This window comes from Streptomyces sp. NPDC004284, from assembly GCF_042874035.1.
GTDB lineage: Bacteria > Actinomycetota > Actinomycetes > Streptomycetales > Streptomycetaceae > Streptomyces.
In genome coordinates this window covers 85,560-104,046 of record NZ_JBIAMJ010000010.1, presented here as the reverse complement: position 1 = coordinate 104,046, position 18,487 = coordinate 85,560, and the positions used below count along the sequence as shown (strand labels likewise).

Genomic DNA, 18,487 nt, shown 5'->3' with positions numbered 1-18,487 from the left:
GGTTCATTCCCCCAGATCGAAAGTGCCGAGATCGAGCGTGAGTTTGGCGACGGCGAACGCCTCGGCGTAACGGGCGTGGCATTCGATGCCGCGAATCCGGGCGAGGCCGAGGAAGGCCTCCCGGTCGTACCAGGGCCGGTGCCGCTGCGAGGCGTAGTGCTCCTGCAACAGCCGCACCTTCATTTCGGCGGTCTCCGGCGACAGCGGCTGGTACGCCGGAAGACGGCCCAGATCGCCGTCCCACTTGACGATCTCGTAGCCGAGCACGAGGTGGTCGCGGAAGGCGGTGGTCATCAGCCGTGCCAGACCGCGGTGGTCCTGGTGCGCGTCCTCGGTGCGCGGCGCGAGCACCAGATCCGGCTCGGTCCGCTCGCGCAGCTCCTCGACCGCCGCCTTCGCCTCCTCCCAGTGCGCGGGCATCCGGCCGTCCGGCAGCTTGAGCACGGTCAGCCGCAGGTCGGCGCCCGGGCAGAAGGCGGCGAGCGCGGCCCGCTCCTCGTCCTCCCGCTCGCTGCCGCCGCCGGAGAGCACCAGCGCGTCGACACGGAGGCCCGGCCGCGCGAGGCACATCGTCAGGAGCGTGCCGCCGGCGCCGATGGCGATGTCGTCGCAGTGCGCGCCCACCGCGACGATCCGCTCCAGGGGCCGCCCGGCCCCGAGGCCGATCACGCCCGCGCTCCGGCGTCGTCCCGCTCCCACACGGCCCACGGACGCTCGCCCCGGGTGTAGGCCTCGTCGAGCGCGGCCCGTTCCTTCACCGTGTCGGTCGGCTTCCAGAAACCGCGGTGCTGGTGCGCCACCAGCCGGCCCTGCTTGGCGAGACCGGCGCAGCCGTCGGCGACCAGGTCCCCGTTCTCCGGTATGTGGTCGAAGACCTCTTGGCGGAGCACGAAGTAGCCGCCGTTCTCCCACAGCGGCATGTCGCTCACCGCGGTGATGCCCCCCACCAGGCCGTCCTCGCCCAGCTCCACGCAGTGGAAGGAGGACTGCGGCGGCACCACCATCATCGACGCGCCGGCGTCGCGCCGGGAGAACCGGTCGATCATCTCCGGCAGCGGGGCGTCGGTGAGCACGTCGGCGTAGTTGGCGAGGAACATCTCGTCGCCGTCCAGGTGGTGCCGCACCCGGCGCAGCCGCTCCCCGATCGGCGACTCGATGCCGGTCTGCGCGAACGTGATCGTCCAGTCGGCTATGTCGGTGGACAGCAGCTCGGTCTTCCCGCCCCGCAGCACGAAGTCGTTGGACGTCGTCTCCTCGTAGTTGAGGAAGAACTCCTTGATGTGGTGCGCCCCGTACCCGAGGCACAGGACGAACTCCTTGTGCCCGTAGTGCGCGTAGTAGCGCATGACGTGCCAGATCAGCGGTCGCGGGCCGACCATCGCCATGGGCTTGGGCACGTCGTCCGCGGTGCCGTTGCGCATCCGCATCCCGTAACCGCCGCAGAACAGGACGACCTTCATGCCTTCACCTCGACAATGCTCAGTTCCGGGATGGGGAAGACGAGCCGGCCGCCCCACTCGTGCACGAAGGACAGCTGCTCGACCAGCTCGGCCCGCAGGTTCCACGGGAGGACGAGGACGTAGTCGGGCCTGTCGGCGGCGATCCGCTCGGGCGGCAGGATCGGGATCCGGGTGCCCGGGGTGAACCTGCCGTGCTTGTAGGGGTTCCGGTCGACCGTGTACGCGAGCAGGTCGGGCCGGATGCCGCAGTGGTTGAGCAGGGTGTTGCCCTTGCCCGGGGCGCCGTAGCCGACGACCGTCTCGCCGCGCTCGGCCGCCTCGATCAGGAACCGCAGGAGGTCCCGGCGCACCGTGGCCACCCGGTCGGAGAACTCCGTGTACCCGGACAGCTCCTGGAGCCCGGCGGCCTTCTCCCGGTCCAGCACCTCGGCCACCCGGCGGGACGGCTCCCCGGCCGCCTCCGCGGGCCGGGCCCACAGCCGGATCGAGCCGCCGTGCGTGGGCAGCAGTTCGACGTCCACGAGGGTGAGTCCGCCGCTCGCGAGCGCCCGGGCCGCGGACGCGACCGTGTAGTACTGGAAGTGCTCGTGGTAGATCGTGTCGTACTGGTTCTCCTCGATCAGGGTCAGCAGGTGCTGCACCTCGATGGAGACCCAGCCGTCGTCGGCGACCAGGGCGCGCAGCCCCTGGGTGAAGCCGACCACGTCGGGGATGTGCGCGTACACGTTGTTGGCGACGACCAGGTCCGCCGGGCCGTGCTCGGCGCGGACGGCCGCACCGGTGTCCGGGCTCAGGAACTCCGTGAGCGTGGGCACGCCCGCCTCCCGGGCCGCGGCACCGACGTTCACCGACGGCTCGATGCCGAGGCAGCGGATCCCCCGCTCGACCACGTGCCTGAGCAGATAGCCGTCGTTGCTCGCGACCTCCACCACGAAGGCGTCCGGGCCGAGGCCCACCTTCCGCACGGCACCGTCGACGAACGCGCGCGCGTGCTCCACCCAGGAGGTCGAGTACGAGGAGAAGTACGCGTACTCCTTGAACGTCTCCTCCGGCGTGATCAGCGGCGGGATCTGCGCGAGCCAGCAGTCCGTGCAGACCCGCAGGTGCAGCGGGTACGTCGCCTCCGGCAGGTCCAGTTGCTCCGCCGCGAGGAAGCTCTCGCACGGCGGGGTCGCCCCCAGGTCGACGACGCTCCCCAGCGCCGCCGAGCCGCAGAGTCGGCATCGTGTCATCTTCTGCCCCCATTTCCGCCCGCGCGGGTGTTCCGCGCCGAGCCGGCTTCTTCGTTCTCTGACGGCGGCGCGCTGTTCCCGCCGCCGGCCCGACCCGCGATCGCGGAGCGGTACCCCTCCTCCAGGCGCTTCAGTCCGACGGCCGGACCGAACCCCTGCTCGTAACGGCGCCGGGCCGCCGTCCCCATCTCCCGGTTGCCGGCCGGATCGGTCGTGATCCGGCGCAGACGGGACGCGAGCGAGGCGGCGTCGCCCGGCTCGTGCAGCAGCCCGGTCACCCCCTCCTCGACGAGCTCGACATAGCCGCCGTGACCCGCGGCGACGGCCGGGACCCCGGCCGCCATCGCCTCCGCGACCACCAGGCCGAAGGTCTCCAGGGTCATCGAGGGGGCCACCACGGCGACCGACCGCGCGACCGCCCGCCGGCACTCCTCCGGGTCCAGCAGACCGGCGTACCGCACGTCGTCGCGGCCCGCCGCCCAGGCGGTCACCTCCGGCTCCAGCGGCCCCGCGCCGGCGAGGACGAGCGGCACGCCCGCACCGCCGTCCGCGGCGAGCTCGTCCCACGCGGCCATGAGCAGCCGTACGCCCTTGGCCTCGGTGAGCCGCCCGAGGAAGAGCACCTGCTCGCCGGGGCCCTCGCGGACGACACCCGGGTCGGGCACGAAGTTGTGCTTCACCGTGAGGCGTTCGGCCGGCATGCCGGACCGCACGAGGATGTCGCGCTGCGCCTCGGTGATGCAGAAGAACCGCTCCACCCCCGACCACCAGCGCCGCCGGTTGACCGACAGGCTGACCGCGAGCGGCACCGTCGCGAGCCGGGAGCCGCGGTAGCAGCCGTGCCGGACGGCGGGCAGCGACGCCGTCGACCCGACGCAGTCGGTGCACTGCCGACCGTCCCGGTGCAGCGTGCCGGGCGGGCAGATCTGGGTGTAGTTGTGCAGCGAGGCGACGACCGGCACTCCGGCGTCGGCGCAGGCGGCGAGCACCGCCGGCGACAGGAGCGGGAAGACGTTGTGGACGTGCACCACGTCCGGCCGCTCGGCGCGGAGCCGGGCGGCGAGCTCCGTACGGACCCCCGGGTTCCACGGCACGAGCAGCGGCACCGCGACCTTGCCGAGCAGGGACCGGGCGGCGATGTCGTCGCTGCGCCGCTCGAAGAGGTCGACCCGGTGGCCGGCCGCGCGCAGCAGCCCCACCTCTTCGTCGACGACTCGGTTCTCCCCGCTCGGCTGCGCCGAGGAGTAGCGGTTGTGCACTACGAGGATGTGCATGCTCGGGTCACCTCCGGGCCCATCGCGGGATACGTCGTCGAGGGATCTCGACCGTCGGCAGTGGCGTGCTCGCGGCGGGGGCCGCGAGCAGCGAGGCGGCCAGGGCCAGGTGCAGCAGATACGCCGAGGCGTCGCCGAGACCGACCTCGGTGTACGAGGAGAGCCCGCAGTAGCTGATCAGGAAGATCGCGCAGGCCCTCGGCAGCGACGGCGGCCGCAGCAGGGCGACGCCGCCGATCACGAGGATCATCGCCGCCACGATGGTGACGCCCATCAGCCCCTGCTCGTCGTAGACGGCCAGCCAGCTGTTGTCGATGGGCAGCCCGTCGAAGGACTTGTCGCCCAGGCCCGTGCCGAACACCTTCTCGCCGGTCGTCCGGGGCGCTCCGAGCAGGGCGTCCCACACCTTGGCCCGACCGGTGAGGTTGGAGAAGTTCTCCTGGCTCTGCCCGCGCAGGAACCAGGTCCGCAGCGCGGAGCTGAACGCCACCGCGGCCACCGAGGCGCACAGCACCGCCCAGGCGAAGAACCGGCGGGCGGCGGCACTGGTCAGGACGAGCGAGCCGATCGCCAGCACCAGTCCGATGACCAGGCCGAGCGTGGCCGTCCGGGTATGGGTCATCGCGAGCAGGACGAACGACGGCACGATGACCACCACCGCGCTGAACCCGGTGATCCGGCGCCCCAGCGCGAGCAGCACGGTGAGCCCGATGACCACCGCGGAGTACTGGCCGATCTGCGGCGGGGTGAGCGGCCACAGGGCGCCGACGAGGCGTCCGCCGTAGTACTCGGGCATGGCCGTGCCCGGTGAGACGGCCAGGCCGGCGGCCACGAGCACGAGCACCGCGAAGTACCACCGGATGTGGTGGCGGACGAACGTCAGGCTGCCGTCCCACCAGCGGCTGAGCAGCCACAGCGTGGCCACGAAGACGGCCAGCCGGCCGCAGCGGAACAGCGCGCCGAACCCGACCTCCAGCTGCACGCTGGCGATCAGGCTCGGCACCAGCAGCAGGGTCAGCAGGAACACGAAGGCGCTGGGCCGGATCCGCAGCCGCAGGTTCAGCGCGAGCGCCAGCAGGAACGCGGCGACCAGCGCGCCCATGGTGGCCATCTGGATGAGGGAGCGGGGCAGCGGGAAGACGGTCTTCGCCCCCGCGGAGCCGAGCGTGTTGAGGCCGAGCAGCGCCCAGGCGATCCCGACGGCCTTCGGCGTGCCGCCGGGGCGCGGTGCGGCGCCGGGCTCCGCGCCCGCCGTGTCCGGTCCGCCCGGCAGCGCCGTGCTCCTCAGGTCCTCGCTCATCTCAACCACCGGCCCGGGGGCCGAAGGTGCTGCCCGCGTCCTGCCGGTACGGCGTGCCCTGCCAGTGCCCGGAGTCGAGCTTCCCGCTCGTGTCGCCGGCGACGAAGCTCCACGGTCCGCTGTAGGCGTTGTCGTGCCAGCGGTTGTCCTGCCGGTGGGTGATGGCCTCGGCCACCTGCCCGCCCAGGTACGGGGACCAGTCCGGAGAGGTGCCCCGGTCGGAGAGGACCGCCATGCGGCCGCACTCCGCCGCGCACGCGGGGACGGAGGCGTCGAGGACGAAGCGGTTGTCGTGGATGTCCACCCGCTGGGTCTTCCACCGGCAGTCGGCGTAGAGCGGTGCGGTGGCGATCGCCGGCCGTGCGCAGCGGCGGGTGTCCTTCACCAGCAAGGTGCAGTAGTCGGTCGAGGTGTTGGACGGACTGTTGCAGAACCGGTTGGCGTCCTCCCACAGGGTGATCCCGTTCCAGTTGTCCTCAAGCACGTTCCCGTAGATTTCGATCCTGTCCGTCCGGGCCGGGACCCGCGGCTCGCCACCGGACTCGGACACGTAGACGGTCGCGTACGGGAAGTCGTCGCCATCGGCGGCGGCCTTGCGGCCCTCGACCCAGTTGTTCCGCCGGATCGTGTTGTTCCGGACGACCGCGTTGTAGCTGGTCTCGTAGATCAGCGCGGCACCGTCATTGCCCTCGATGATGTTGTCCTCGATGCGGAAGTCGTTGTTGTTCGTGTCCGCCCACAGTCCGGCCCCGCGGTTGTCGTGCACCCAGTTGCCGCGGACGTCGGCACCGTTCACCGCCCAGAACTTGATGCCTCCGGAGCAGCCGCAGCCGGGCTCCCGCCGCTCCCAGTCGTCGGTGTTGTTGCCCACGACCTCGTTGCCCTCGACCACCAGGCCGCGGAGGGAGTCACCGGTCTTGTACGCGTTCATGCCGTACTGCCCGTTGCGGCGCAGACAGCTGGCACGGAGCTGCTGACGGGCCCCCGCCATCAGCCCGCCACCGGAGTTGTCCTGGATCGTCGCGTGCTCGATCACCCACCCGTCGGCCATGTCGTGATTGACCACGCCCTCGTCGTGCGGCGCGACGAACCCCTGCACGGTCAGATGGCCGATGGTGACGTCGCGGGCGGTGCCGCCGAACGCGTACTGGTTGGTCCTCCGGCCGTCGAGCACCGCGCCCGGCGCGCCGAGGTAGCGGTCGCCCTCCTTGGGGACGACCTGGTCGTAGGGGCCGGGTTCGAGCGTGTGCCTGCCCGGGCGCAGCCAGAACGTGGTCCCCGGGGGGTTCTCCTCGGTCTTCGCGGCCAGGTCACCGACCACGGAGGGGTCGACCGTCACGGCACCCGCAGGCGCCTGCGCCGGCCCGGCCGCCGGCCCGGCGCACACCCCGGCCACGGCCGGCGACGCCGTACCGGTCGCGCCCGGCTCGGCCCCGGCCGTCGGGTTCGCCCCAGCGGCCGGCCGCGCCCCGGCCGTCGGCTTCGCCCCGGTGTCCGGCGTGCCCGCGCAGCCGGTCACCACGGACAGGGCCAGCGCCAGCGGTGCCGCCGCCCGCGCCCAGTGCAGCCTCTCGAACCCCACCCGCCCCCCTAGCCGTGGAACCGGAGGACGGTGGTGAACCCCGCGGCGCCGTCGGCGAAGCCGGTGCCGACCAGCGTGGTGGCGGGTTCCTTGCGCCCGAAGCCGGGGGAGTACCAGCCCAGCATGGGGTATCCCCTGCTCGAAGAGCTTGGGGAAGGCTCGGTCTCGCCGCGGTGCGCCCGCCAGGTCAGCTCCCCGGGCAGGTCGAGCACCGCCGAGCGGTCCTCGCCGTCCCGGGTCCAGGTGAGCTCGGCACGGTTCCCCACCAGCTCCGCGACGATCGTCGGGCCCAGGTGGAACGCCAGACGCACGGTCCCGCGGTCCCCGTGGACCTCGTCGACCACGCGCAGCTCCCGGCTCGCGGCGGTCAGCTCCACCCGGCGGCGGTGCGCCAACGGCTGATAGCCGTCGTGCTCGGCGCACCAGCGGGCCACGCCCTCGCCGGAGGCGTCGGCGACCAGGACGCGGGTGCGGGCATGCCGGGTCCACAGGAACGGGCCGCCGGAGACGGACTGGTCCTCGCCGTCCCACTCCAGGGTGTTGTGACCGAGCGTCGACCGGAAGTACCGCCGCCACTCGGGCTGCCCGTGGTAGCAGAACGTCCCCGGGTCGGCGAGCACGTCGACCCCGTCGTGCCGGACCTCCACGGACAGCGCGTCGGCGTGGGCGTGCGCGGCGATGGACAGGAACCCGTGCGGCCCGCCGTCGCAACGGCACCAGATCTCCCCCGGACCGCGCAGGATGGTCATGCCCGCGTCCGCGAAATGGGCCGGCCGGCGCGCCGGGCGGGACACGGCCGGTACGGTCCCCTTCTTCGCGTACGGACGGACGAGCGAGGCGAGCAGCGGGGTGCGCACATCGGTGCCGGTCACCTCGGGCCACCAGTCCAGCCGGCCGAACACGGCGTCCCCGGTGGCGAGCAGCGAGCCCCAGCGGTCGGTGCCCGCGCCGTCCACGACCAGACCGTGCCCGTCGTCCGCGTCGCCCTGGCGCGGCGGCCGCAGCCGGTTGTCCACGACGGCCGCGAGCGCGTCGGTCATCCGCAGCAGTACCAGCCGGACCGTCGCGGGGACCGGCACGCCGGCGGCGTCCGCCTCGGCCAGCGCGGCCAGGCCGAGTTCGAGGACGAGCCCGTGGTACTCGGTGGCCAGCTCCCGGTTCAGACCGGAGTGGAAGGTGTTGCTCCGCAGATGCCGCTCGAGGGAGCGCAGCGCGCCGGCCCGCCAGCGCGCCGAGGAGGGGAACCAGCCGAAGGCGCAGGACGCGGCGAACTGCCCGGCGGCCTCCGCGACGACGTGGTTGTTCGCCGAGGAACCCCGGCTGGGGAAGGCCGCCAGCCAGCGCTGGTGGTGCCAGATCTGCCGCAGCGCCACCGGATTGCCCTCGAACAGCCCGGTCGCGCCCGGCCAGCCGTCGAGCAGCCGGCGGATCCACACCCAGGAGACCAGCCGGATCCCCAGCTCGATGCCGCTGATCCAGTGCACCCCGCGCAGCGGCGGGTTGGCCGCCCACCACGACCGCAGGTGCTCGGCCACCCGCTCGGCGTACCGCTCGTCCCCGCTGACCGCGTAGGCGGCGGCGAGCACGGTGAGGTACTGGTGCCGGGACGGCTCCCAGATCTGCTTGATGTCCCCGACCGCGTCCTCGTCCCGGTACGGCACGTCGAAGGCGTACCCCGACGGAGCCCGGCGCCCGGTCTTCGGGTCGCACCACCAGTCCGGGGCGGCCATGTCGTTCCGCTCCACCCCGAAGAACTCGGCGTGCCCGGCCATCAGCCGGTCCGCCTCGGCGAGCAGGCGCTTCGCCGCGTCCGAGGGCACCGCGGCGATCGTCCCGGCGGGCAGCACGGCGGTGAACCGGGCGCCGGTCACGGCCGGACCGTCCGGCGGCGCGGAGCGCCACCGGCGCCTCCGCAGCACGTCGACCGCCCGGCCGCCGACCTCCGACGGCCCCATCCGGGACAGCCGCCGCAGGTACCAGCCCGGACTCCCCGCGCTCACCGTCATCGCGACCTCGCCAGCGTCACCGGCGCGCCGCCGGCCAGGCCCGCCTGCACGGCGAGGGTCGCCGCCGTGGTGGCGACGAGCGACTCCAGCGGCACCGGCATCGGCCCGCCGGTCCGCACGGCCCTGACGAACGAGGCCAGCTCGGCGGACTGGCCCTTGTCCCGGGCCTTGGGCAGCCGCGAACTGACCCACTTCTTCCGCCCGTACACCGAGGCCCGGACGAAGTCGTCGAGCCGCAGCACCTTGCCGTCCGCGACGAGGTCCAGCGTCTCCTTGGGGAAGCCGGACGCGCCGGTGGTGACGTAGCTGATGGTGGCCGTGGACCCGTCCTCGTACCGCAGGACGACCTGGAGGTCCTCGTTGCCGGGCGTGGCGACCGCGTACACCGAGACCGGGTCGGCCCCGAGCAGCCAGCTCGCCGTGTCGATGAAGTGCCCGCCCTCGCCCGCGAACCGCGAGCCCTCGGTGCCCTGCCGGAGGTACCAGCTGTTGTGGTCCAGCCGGCCCGCGTTGACCAGATAGCGCAGGCTCGCCGGTCCGGTCCGGGCGCCGAACTGCTTCCGGGCCTCCTGGAGCAGCGGCGCGAAGCGGCGGTTGAAGCCCACCTGCAGCCGGTCGTTGCCGGACTTCTCCACCGCGGCGAGCACACCGGCCAGTTCGTCCTCGGTGAGCGCCAGCGGCTTCTCCACGAACACCGCCTTGCCGGCGTGCAGCGCCTTCCGGGTCAGCTCGGCGTGCGAGCTGTGGCGGGTGACCACGAACACCGCGTCGACGGACGGGTCGCCGAGCACCGCGTCGAGATCCGTGGTCGCCCGCGCGAAGCCGAACTTCCGCTGCGCGTTGGCCGCGGACAGCGCCGTCGTGGTGACGACCGTGGACAGCTCGACGCCGTCGCGCTCCGCCAGGTGCGGCAGCAGCATCGACGTCGCGTAGTTGCCCGCGCCGACGAACGCGAGGCGCACCGGCTTCCGCGCGGACCGGACCGGGGCGGACGCCCCTTCGCCGCGCCGCACCGCGGGCACGGCCACCGCCGCGGCCTCCGGCTCGCCCGTGTGCTCGGGGTACCGGAAGAGCACGGCCACGGCCTTCAACTCGCCGTCCTTCAGTGACCGGTACGTCTCGACGGCGTCGTCGAAGTCGGCGACGTGGGAGACCAGCGGCTCCACGTCGACGCTGCCGCGGGCGAGGAGATCGAGGAAGCACGCCAGATTGCGGCGCTCCGTCCAGCGCACGTAGCCGATCGGATAGTCCCGCCCCTCCAGCTCGTACTCCGGGTCGTAGCGCCCGGGTCCGTAACTGCGGGAGAACCGGACGTCGAGCTCCTTCTCGTAGTACGCGTTCCACGGCAGGTCCAGGCTGCACTTGCCGATGTCGACGACCCGGCCCCGGTCCCGGCTCATCCGGGCGGCCAGCTCGACGGGCTGGTTGCTGCCCCCGCCGGCCGCCAGGTACACCTGGTCCACGCCGTGACCGCCGGTGAGCTCGGCGACGGCGGTCTCCACGGCCGCCGAGGCGGGATCGCCGCAGGCCGCCGCGCCCAGACGCTCGGCGAGCTCGCAGCGCGCCGGGTCCGGGTCGGCCCCGACGACCCGCACCCCCGAGGCGGTGAGCAGCTGCACCACCAGCTGCCCGATCAGCCCGAGGCCGATGACCAGCGCCACCTCGCCGAGCTGCGGCTCGCCCTGACGGACGCCCTGCAGGGCGATCGACCCGACGGTCCCGAAGGCGGCGTGCCGCGGTGCGAGGCCGTCCGGCACCGGGGCGTACAGGTTCTTCGGCACCCAGTTCAGCTCGGCGTGCAGCGCGTGCTCGTTGCCGGCGCAGGCCACGAGGTCGCCGACCTTCACGTCGTCGATCCCGGCGCCGACCTGCTCGACCACCCCGCACAGCGAGTAGCCGAGCGGCGTGTACGAGTCCAGCTTGCCCATCACCTTGCGGTAGGTGGCGGGCACCCCGTTGGTCGCCACGCTCTGCACGACCTTGGCCACCTGGTCCGGACGCGAGCGGGCCTTGCCCACCATCGACATGCCGGCCTCGGACACCTTCATGAGCTCGGTCCCGGTGGATATCAGCGAGTAGGCGGTGCGGACCAGCACACCGCCCGGCTTGCAGCCCGGCACCGGCACGTCAAGCAGCGCCAGCTCGCCACTCTTGTAGTTCTGCACAACCTGTTTCACCGAAGTCCCCTTGTTTCTACGCCTTCTAGCGCGCGTTCAGCCCGGACCCGGAGGTCGCGCCGCGATACCAGTACTCGAGGGTCAGCACATGCCACAGATGCTTGGAGAAGTCCCGCTGCCCGGCGGCGTCCTCGGCGACCATCCGGGCCAGCGCGTCACGGCGCAGGAACCCGGAGCGCACGAGCACGCCGTCGTTCACCACCTCGCGCACCAGCGGCGCCAGATCCCGGCTCATCCAGGCGCGCAGCGGGGCGCTGAACAGGCCCTTGGGCCGGTACACGATCTCCCGGGGCAGGATCGAGGTGGCCGCCTCCTTGAGGACGGCCTTGCCCTGCCGCCCGACGATCTTGCGGTCGCCGGGCACGGCGAACGCCGCCTTCACCACCTCGACGTCCACGTACGGGACCCGCACCTCGGTCGACGCGGCCATGCTCGACCGGTCCGTGTACGCGAGGTTCAGACCCGGCAGGAACATCCGGGCGTCGCCCAGGCACATGCGGTTCACGAAGTCGTCGAGCTCGTTGTCCTCGTAGACGTCCGCATGCTCGGTCAGCACGTCGTCGACCGTCCCGGCCAGGTCCGGATCGATCAGGGCGAGCAGCTCCTCCTGGTCGTACATGGTGTAGCTGCGCCGGAACGCGGTCTCCTCCGGCAGGTCCGCGAAGGAGAGGAACCGCTTCGCGAACCGCACCGACCGGTACCCCCGGCGGGCCGAGGCGACCGGCAGCCGGTCCACGGCCGCGGACAGGCCGCGCCGCAGGGGCCGCGGGACGCGCTGGTAGCGCAGCGCGATCAGATTGGCCAGGTGCTTGCGGTAACCGGCGAACAGCTCGTCGGCCCCCATGCCCGACAGCATCACCTTGACCCCGGCCTCCCGGGCGGCCGAGCAGATCAGGAACGTGTTGATCGCGGCGGGGTCGCCGATCGGCTCGTCCAGATGGTGCGTCATCCGTGGCAGCAGGTCGAGCACGTCCGGAGCGATCTCGATCTCGTGCAGGTCGACGCCGAACCGCTCGGCCACCTGCCGGGCGTAGCGCAGGTCGTCCGGCATCGCCTCGAACCTGGCGTCCTCGGCGCGGAACCCGATCGTGTAGGCGGAGATCCCGGGCTGGTGGCGGGACGCGAGCGCGGTCAGCCAGCTGGAGTCGAGCCCGCCGGAGAGGAAGGTCGCCACCGGCACGTCCGCCAGCAGATGGCGCCGGGTCGACTCCTCGACGACGGCGGCGATGTCGGGCCGCTCGCCGGCCAGGGCCCGCTCCCGGCCCTCGGCGGCGACCTCCTTCAGATGCCAGAACCGGCCGCGCTCCACCCGGCCGTCGGGCCGGCACCGGAGCCAGCTGCCGGGCGGCAGCTTCTCCGCCTCGCGGAACGCGCACCGCGAGTCCGGCACCCAGTAGTAGAGGAGCGAGGCCACGAGCGCCGCGTGGTCCACTTCGAGGGATCCGCCGGTGGCGGCGGCGAGCGCCTTGAGCTCGGAGGCGAACACCACGCCCTCACCGCGCCGGAGCAGGAACAGCGGCTTGATGCCGAGCTGGTCACGGGCGAGCACCAGCTCACCGGTCCGCTCGTCGAAGACGCCGAACGCGAACATGCCGCGCAGCCGGGGCAGACAGTCCGTGCCCCAGCGCCGCCAGGCCTCCAGGAGCACCTCGGTGTCGGAGGACCCGCGGAAGCGCACCCCGGCGGCCGCCAGTTCGGCACGCAGCTCGGGAGCGTTGTACAGCTCGCCGTTGTACGTCAGGACGAGGCCGTCCGACACCATCGGCTGGGCGCCGGTCTCGGACAGGTCGACGATGGACAGCCGGCGGTGCCCGAGGTGCACCTCGCCGTCACCGACGGGGTGGCTGTACCGGCCCGCCCCGTCCGGACCGCGGTGGGCGAGGACGTCGGTGAGCCGGTCGGTCACGGCCTTTCCGTCCGGCCACCGGTACGTGCCTGCGATGCCACACATGTCTACCGCACCTCCTGGTCGCTGTCCGGGACCCGTGCGGCCCACATCGGCAGTCGCTCCGTCCGTCGTCCGACCGTCCCGTTCCGCCGGGCCGGCCACTCGCTCCGGCCGCGCAGCGCGGTGAGCGGCCCCTCCCACAGCGTGCCGTCGGTCCGGTCACCCGGATCCGGGTCGACCAGCACCACGCCGAGCACCGCGATCCGCTGGTCCGCCAGCTGTCGCGCCACGGTGTGCAGCCACGCGGCGCTGCCGTGCCCGGCACGCACGACCAGCACGGTCCGGGTGCCGAGGTACGGCAGGTCGGTCCACGCCGTACCGGGCGCCACCGAGCCGACGCCGAAGCGGAGTTCCTGATGCGCCACGGCCGCGGCGCGCTCGACGCCGACCACGGTCGGGTCTCCCGGCCTCGGGCGGCGGTCGGTGAGCTCCGGGCCGGGCAGACCGTCGACGACGACCACGGGCCCGTCCGCCGACAGCTCCCCGGCGAGGTCCAGGGCGAGCACGCTCGTGGCGCGCGCACAGCCCAGCTCCAGCAGCGACAGGGGCTCCGAGGAACCGCGCAGGGTGCGGGCCAGGGAGGCGGTGAGCCTCGCCCGCGCCGCCTTGCTCCTCCTCCGCCGACGGCGGGACGACCGGAGGGGGAGCTCGGCGATGACCGAGGCGCCGAGGTTCGCCGCGATGTCCCGGCGCAGCACGGGACGGTCCGCCACCACCGAACCGACCGAGGCCACCGCGAGCCCGAGCGCCAGCCCGAGCGCCAGCCCGATCGCGCCGTGGGTGGCAGCGGTCTTCGGCAGGGAGTACCGCACCGTGCGCGGGGCGTCCACGATCTGCGTGCCGGCGATGAGCCGGGGCGTCCCGATGCTCGCCTGCGAGGCGCGCTGGCCGAAGTCGGAGATCTGCGAGGTGAGTTCGGCCCGGCGGGAGAAGAGCGACTCCGAGTCCGCCGGCGCGTTCGGCCCGCTCTCCTTGGAGCCGTCCGCGATCGCCTTGTTGACCTGGTCGAGTTCGCTCTGCAGCCGGTCGCGCTGGGCGAGCAGGGTCTTGGCCTCGGCGTCCGAGTTCTCCCGTATCCGCCGCACGTGGTCCGCGACGAACGCGTCGGCCAACGCCTGGGCGCGGGCCACCGCGTCCGCGCCGCTGTCGCCCGTCACCTTGATCTCCAGCACGTTGTTCGTCAGGCCGCTGCCCTCGTAGTCCTTCATGAAGTCCTCGGGCTTCTCCGAGGACTTGAGCGACTTCAGGGCCGTGTCGGCGATCCGCGTGGTGCGCAGCAGCGCCACGTCGGTACGGATCAGCGTCCCGGGGTCGCTGGGCTGGTCCTCCTGGTGGGCGACCAGCACCTTGGTCACCGCGGCGGGCGGCGGAGGCAGCAGGATCGCCGATCCCGAGCCGCAGACCACCCCGAGGAGCGCCATGCAGCCCCAGAGGCGCCGGCGCCTGCGCACCGACACCACCAGTGAGTGCAGGTCGAGGAGCGGAGCGGCGGCCGACTCCGAAGTCGTACGCGTCGTCACCCTGAGACCCCCGTCGTTTCCTCGTCCGTCATGAGCACCGGCGTGCCGCCGTGCCGGGGCCGGCCGCCGGACCGCGCCGGACGGGCCCGGACCGTGTCCGTGAGGACGACGCCGACGACCTCGTGCCCGGCGTCGGCGCACGCCTCGGCGATGCCGGCGAGCTCGGCCGCGGTCCAGTGACCCGCGCTGAGCACGACCAGGGCACCCGACTCGGTGCCGCGGTCCGGCACCATCGGCCGGTCCACCGAGACCTCCACCACCCGCAGCGCGGGATCGCTCCCGGCCTCGGTCGCGAGCCGTCCGGCGGCCCGGTGGGCGATCCCGTCGCCGTCCGGGACGACCACGAGGAGCCGCCGGGGGGCCGGCAGCCGGTCGCGGAGGCGGGCGCACACCCGCTGGTAGCGGATCCGGCGGCCGGCCTCGTCGCCGGAGGCCTGCGGGGCCGGTACGTCCCACCGGACGTCGACACCGAGCAGCCGGCGGATCCGGGCCCGCGGGCCACGGCCCTTGGGGCGGTACGCGGCCCGCTCACCGGGCACGTCCACGGTGCCGAGGAGCGCCGAGCCCAGCGCCGTGGTGATCTCCGGCTCGGTGCGCAGCCGACGGCTCACCCGCGCGGCGGCGAGGTGACCGATGACCGCGAGCAGGAAGAACAGCAGCGCCCCGCCGCCGATGAGCTGCACCCTCGTCGGCGGCGCCTCGCCGACCGGCCGGGGGGACGGCCCCATGACGACCATGTTCGCCTTGCCGGCGGTCGGGGCGGCCTGGTCCATCTTGTCGATGGCCTCCTGCAGGGAGGTCCGCAGCTTCGCGAGCTCCGTGCGGGTCTGCACGCTCTCCACGCTCCGCCCCGTACCGGCCGCGTCGGCCAGCTCGGTGATGCGACGGTTGGTCTGCGCCACCGACTTCCGCAGCGCTTCGAGCCGCGACGCCGCCTCGGGGTCGGTCTCGTCGCCCACGACCCGTGTGGCGAACGAGACGAACTCCTGCGCCACCTGGTCGGAGAGCAGCTGGGCGTGCTCCGGGGTGTCGGCCGTGCCCGAGATCTTGATGATGTTCCCGTCGGTGGCCTCGGCGCGCAGCCGGTCGCGCAGCTCGATGCCGTCGACCCCGGGCCAGCCCAGTGTGGTGGCCACGCGGTCGAGCACCACCGAACTGGTCGCGACCTGCGCCTGGGTCATCAGCTCGCGCTCCTGCCACGCCCCCGGCAGCAGGACCGACGCCGACGTCGTGTAGCGCGGCGGGAACACCACGGAGGCGCCGTAGCCGACGAGTGCACCCATCAGCGCGAGGACGGTGAGGAACCGTCCGCGCCGACGGATGATCCGCCCGAGCGTGACCAGGCGTATCGTGTCGTCGCTCAACTGTGCGGCCTCGTCCCCGCCCGGTCCGGGTCGCCCGCCGACGACGGATTCTGGTCACGGCAGGCCGCGGCGTAGGCGGCCAGCAGCGCTTGCTGGGAGTGCTTCCAGGAGAGCTGCCCGCCGATCCGCTCCTGGCCGATCTTGCCCATCCGGGCGCGCTCCTCCGGATCGTCGAGCAGTTGCGACACGAGCCCGGCGAACGCGGCCTCGTCGTCGGCGGGCGCGTACACGGCGGCGTCACCGGCGGAGACCCGCGCCTCCCGGAGGTCGAACGAGACGATCGGCCGGCCCATCACCATGTACTCCAGGACCTTGTTCATCGTCGACACGTCGTTGAGCGGATTGCGCGGGTCGGGGGAGAGGCACACGTCCGCGGTGGACAGGTAGCGCACCAGGTCGGCGTCCGGTATGCGCCCGGTGAACTGCACCTGCTCCGAGAGCCCGAGCCGCCGGGACAGCGCCACCATGTCGTCGAAGGCGTCGCCGGAGCCGACGAAGACGGCGTGCCAGTCGGTCCGCCCGAGCTCGTCGCGCAGCTTCGCGAGGGCCCGCAAGGCGTAGTCGACGCCGTCCTGCGGACCCATGACGCCGAGGTAGCACAGCAGATGGGGCTTGCCGCGCTTCAGCTCCGGCTCGGCCGGCACGGGGTGGAACCGGTCGATGTCGGGCGCGCTGCGCACCACGAAGACGTCCTCCGGCCGCTTGCCGCCACGGCGCTGCGCGACCTCCCGGTAGCTCTCGTTCGTGGCGAGCACCACGTCGGCGGCCCGGTAGGTCATCCGTTCCAGCGCGCACACGGCGCGGTAGAGCAGGTCCTTGCCGCGGTCGAACCGGGAGAGGTACAGCTCGGGCACCAGGTCGTGCTGGTCGAAGACGAACCGCGCCCCCTGCCGCTTCAGCCACAGGGCGGGCAGGAACAGCAGGTCCGGCGGGTTGCAGGCGTGCACGACGTCGACCGGGCCGACCTTGCGGGCCAGCCGGACCGTGTGCCACAACGCCGTTCCGTACTCCTGGAGGAAACCGGCCGGTCCTCCGGTGGCCGCGCGCAGCGGGTAGCGGTGGATCCGCACCCCGTCGATCTCCGCCTCCGCCTCCGTGTCCCGCTTCTCCCCGCGGGGGCAGATGACGTGCACCTCCCAGCCCGCGTCGCGCAGTGTCGTGCACTCCTGCCACACCCGCCGGTCGAACGGCACCGACAGGTTCTCCACCAGGATCAGCGCGCGGCGGGCCCGCCCGCCGCCGCTGGTCGTGTCACCAAGCAAGGCCCATGTACCCCGGTTCGGTCCGGCGCGCGTCGGCGTCGGGAAGATGGATGAGGTCGACGATCACCGGGGCGTCACCATGGGGCAGCGCCGACAGCACGGCGGGATCCCTGGTCCCGACGAGGCACACCTCGGCATGCTCGATCACCTCGTCGACGGACTCCACGAGCAGCTGCGCGAGGTGCGGCAGCCGGGTCTCGATGTACTCGCGGTTCGCGCCGAGCAGCCGGGAGAGGTTCACGTTGGGGTCGTAGATCCGCAGGTCGTACCCCTTGCCGAAGAGCCTCTCCGCCAGCTCGACGAGCGGGCTCTCACGGAGGTCGTCGGTGCCGGGTTTGAAGGAGAGGCCGAACAGGCCCACCCGGCGTCTGCCGGTGCGCTCGACCATGTCCACCGCGCGCTGCAGATGGTCGGCGTTGGAGGCCAGTACGTGGGAGAGGATGGGCACCGAGACGTCGGCCCGCTGTGCCGCGTGGACGAGGCTGCGCAGGTCCTTGGGCAGGCAGGAGCCGCCGAAGGCGAAGCCGGGCCGCAGATAGGCGGGGCTGATGTTCAGCTTGCGGTCGGCCAGGAACACGTCGATCACCTGGTGCGAGTCCACCCCGAGCGCCTGGCACACCGCGCCCAGCTCGTTCGCGAAGCCGATCTTGAGGCCGTGGAACGCGTTGTCCGCGTACTTGATCGCCTCGGCGACCGGGACCGGCACCCGGAACACCTCGCCGGGCAGCCCCTCGTAGAGCGCCGCCACCACGTCGCCGCTCGCCGCGTCGAGCTCGCCGATGACGGTCTTCGGCGGGTCGAAGAAGTCCCGCACGCTCGTGCCCTCGCGCAGGAACTCCGGGTTGACCGCGACCCCGAAGTCCACCCCGGCGGTGCCGGCGAACTTCTCCAGGATCGGCACCAGCAGGTCCAGGCAGGTGCCCGGGAGCATGGTGCTGCGGAAGACGATGGTCTGCCGCCCGCCCCGCTCGGCCACCGCGGCGCCGATCTCCTCGGTGACCCGCTCCAGGTACGTGGTGCACAGGCTGCCGTTGGGTTCCGACGGCGTGCCGACGCAGATCAGCGACACCTCGCTGTCCGCGATCGCCTCGCGGACGTCACGGGTGGCGCGGAGCGCCCCGGTCCGCACGACCTCGGCGATGAGCTCGCCGATCCGCTCCTCGACCACGGGCGCCTTGCCCTCGTTGACCAGGTCGACCTTGACCTGGTTCACGTCCACCCCGATGACCTCGTGACCCATGCTGGCCAGGCAGGCTGCCGATACGCAGCCCACGTAGCCGAGCCCGAAGACGCTGACCCTCATGACCCGTTCCTCCCCCAGGGCAGACCCCTGTGGTCTGCCGTTCGCGCGCCGACCGGGCG

Annotated in this window: 13 protein-coding genes; all 13 read right to left on the bottom strand. The window is 72.9% G+C overall.

Features of this window, described 5'->3' with window-relative positions; translation table 11 throughout:
- Positions 1–3: 3 nt before the first annotated feature.
- From ACFYUS_RS24955 to ACFYUS_RS24895, 13 genes are read right to left on the bottom strand one after another with little or no spacing between them, the layout of a single operon-like run.
- Positions 4–669: a PIG-L deacetylase family protein gene (locus tag ACFYUS_RS24955; RefSeq protein WP_388856125.1), complete on the bottom strand. Its 666-nt coding sequence runs from the start codon at positions 667–669 to the stop codon at positions 4–6.
- The gene (locus ACFYUS_RS24950; protein ID WP_388856122.1) at positions 666–1,460 is read right to left on the bottom strand and encodes a glucose-1-phosphate cytidylyltransferase; all 795 of its coding nucleotides are present in this window, start codon (positions 1,458–1,460) and stop codon (positions 666–668) included. Before ACFYUS_RS24950 ends, ACFYUS_RS24955 begins: the two co-directional genes overlap by 4 nt.
- A complete protein-coding gene (locus ACFYUS_RS24945; RefSeq protein WP_388856119.1) occupies positions 1,457–2,692 on the bottom strand; it encodes a methyltransferase domain-containing protein in 1,236 nt (411 codons plus the stop codon). Before ACFYUS_RS24945 ends, ACFYUS_RS24950 begins: the two co-directional genes overlap by 4 nt.
- On the bottom strand, positions 2,689–3,966 hold the full coding sequence (locus ACFYUS_RS24940) for a glycosyltransferase (protein WP_388856117.1): 1,278 nt from the start codon (positions 3,964–3,966) through the stop codon (positions 2,689–2,691). The genes ACFYUS_RS24945 and ACFYUS_RS24940 overlap by 4 nt, the downstream gene beginning before the upstream one ends.
- 7 nt (positions 3,967–3,973) lie before the next feature.
- A complete protein-coding gene (locus ACFYUS_RS24935; RefSeq protein WP_388856115.1) occupies positions 3,974–5,266 on the bottom strand; it encodes an O-antigen ligase domain-containing protein in 1,293 nt (430 codons plus the stop codon).
- 1 nt (position 5,267) lies between these two features.
- The gene (locus tag ACFYUS_RS24930) at positions 5,268–6,848 is read right to left on the bottom strand and encodes a right-handed parallel beta-helix repeat-containing protein (protein ID WP_388856112.1); all 1,581 of its coding nucleotides are present in this window, start codon (positions 6,846–6,848) and stop codon (positions 5,268–5,270) included.
- A gap of 8 nt (positions 6,849–6,856) precedes the next feature.
- The gene (locus ACFYUS_RS24925; protein WP_388856110.1) at positions 6,857–8,854 is read right to left on the bottom strand and encodes an alginate lyase family protein; all 1,998 of its coding nucleotides are present in this window, start codon (positions 8,852–8,854) and stop codon (positions 6,857–6,859) included.
- Positions 8,851–11,031: a bi-domain-containing oxidoreductase gene (locus tag ACFYUS_RS24920; RefSeq protein ID WP_388856107.1), complete on the bottom strand. Its 2,181-nt coding sequence runs from the start codon at positions 11,029–11,031 to the stop codon at positions 8,851–8,853. Before ACFYUS_RS24920 ends, ACFYUS_RS24925 begins: the two co-directional genes overlap by 4 nt.
- A 25-nt stretch (positions 11,032–11,056) precedes the next feature.
- Positions 11,057–12,982, bottom strand: a complete 1,926-nt coding sequence (gene asnB / locus ACFYUS_RS24915; protein WP_388856104.1) for an asparagine synthase (glutamine-hydrolyzing) — start codon at positions 12,980–12,982, stop codon at positions 11,057–11,059.
- A 2-nt stretch (positions 12,983–12,984) separates the two neighbouring features.
- Positions 12,985–14,499, bottom strand: coding sequence for a Wzz/FepE/Etk N-terminal domain-containing protein (locus tag ACFYUS_RS24910; protein ID WP_388856101.1), 1,515 nt, complete (start codon positions 14,497–14,499; stop codon positions 12,985–12,987).
- On the bottom strand, positions 14,496–15,863 hold the full coding sequence (locus ACFYUS_RS24905; RefSeq protein WP_388856098.1) for a polysaccharide biosynthesis protein: 1,368 nt from the start codon (positions 15,861–15,863) through the stop codon (positions 14,496–14,498). The genes ACFYUS_RS24910 and ACFYUS_RS24905 overlap by 4 nt, the downstream gene beginning before the upstream one ends.
- Entirely contained in the window at positions 15,860–17,125 is a 1,266-nt protein-coding gene (locus ACFYUS_RS24900) for a glycosyltransferase family 4 protein (RefSeq protein ID WP_388856096.1), read from the bottom strand. The genes ACFYUS_RS24905 and ACFYUS_RS24900 overlap by 4 nt, the downstream gene beginning before the upstream one ends.
- Positions 17,115–18,428, bottom strand: a complete 1,314-nt coding sequence (locus tag ACFYUS_RS24895) for a nucleotide sugar dehydrogenase (RefSeq protein ID WP_388856094.1) — start codon at positions 18,426–18,428, stop codon at positions 17,115–17,117. Before ACFYUS_RS24895 ends, ACFYUS_RS24900 begins: the two co-directional genes overlap by 11 nt.
- Positions 18,429–18,487: the final 59 nt, after the last annotated feature.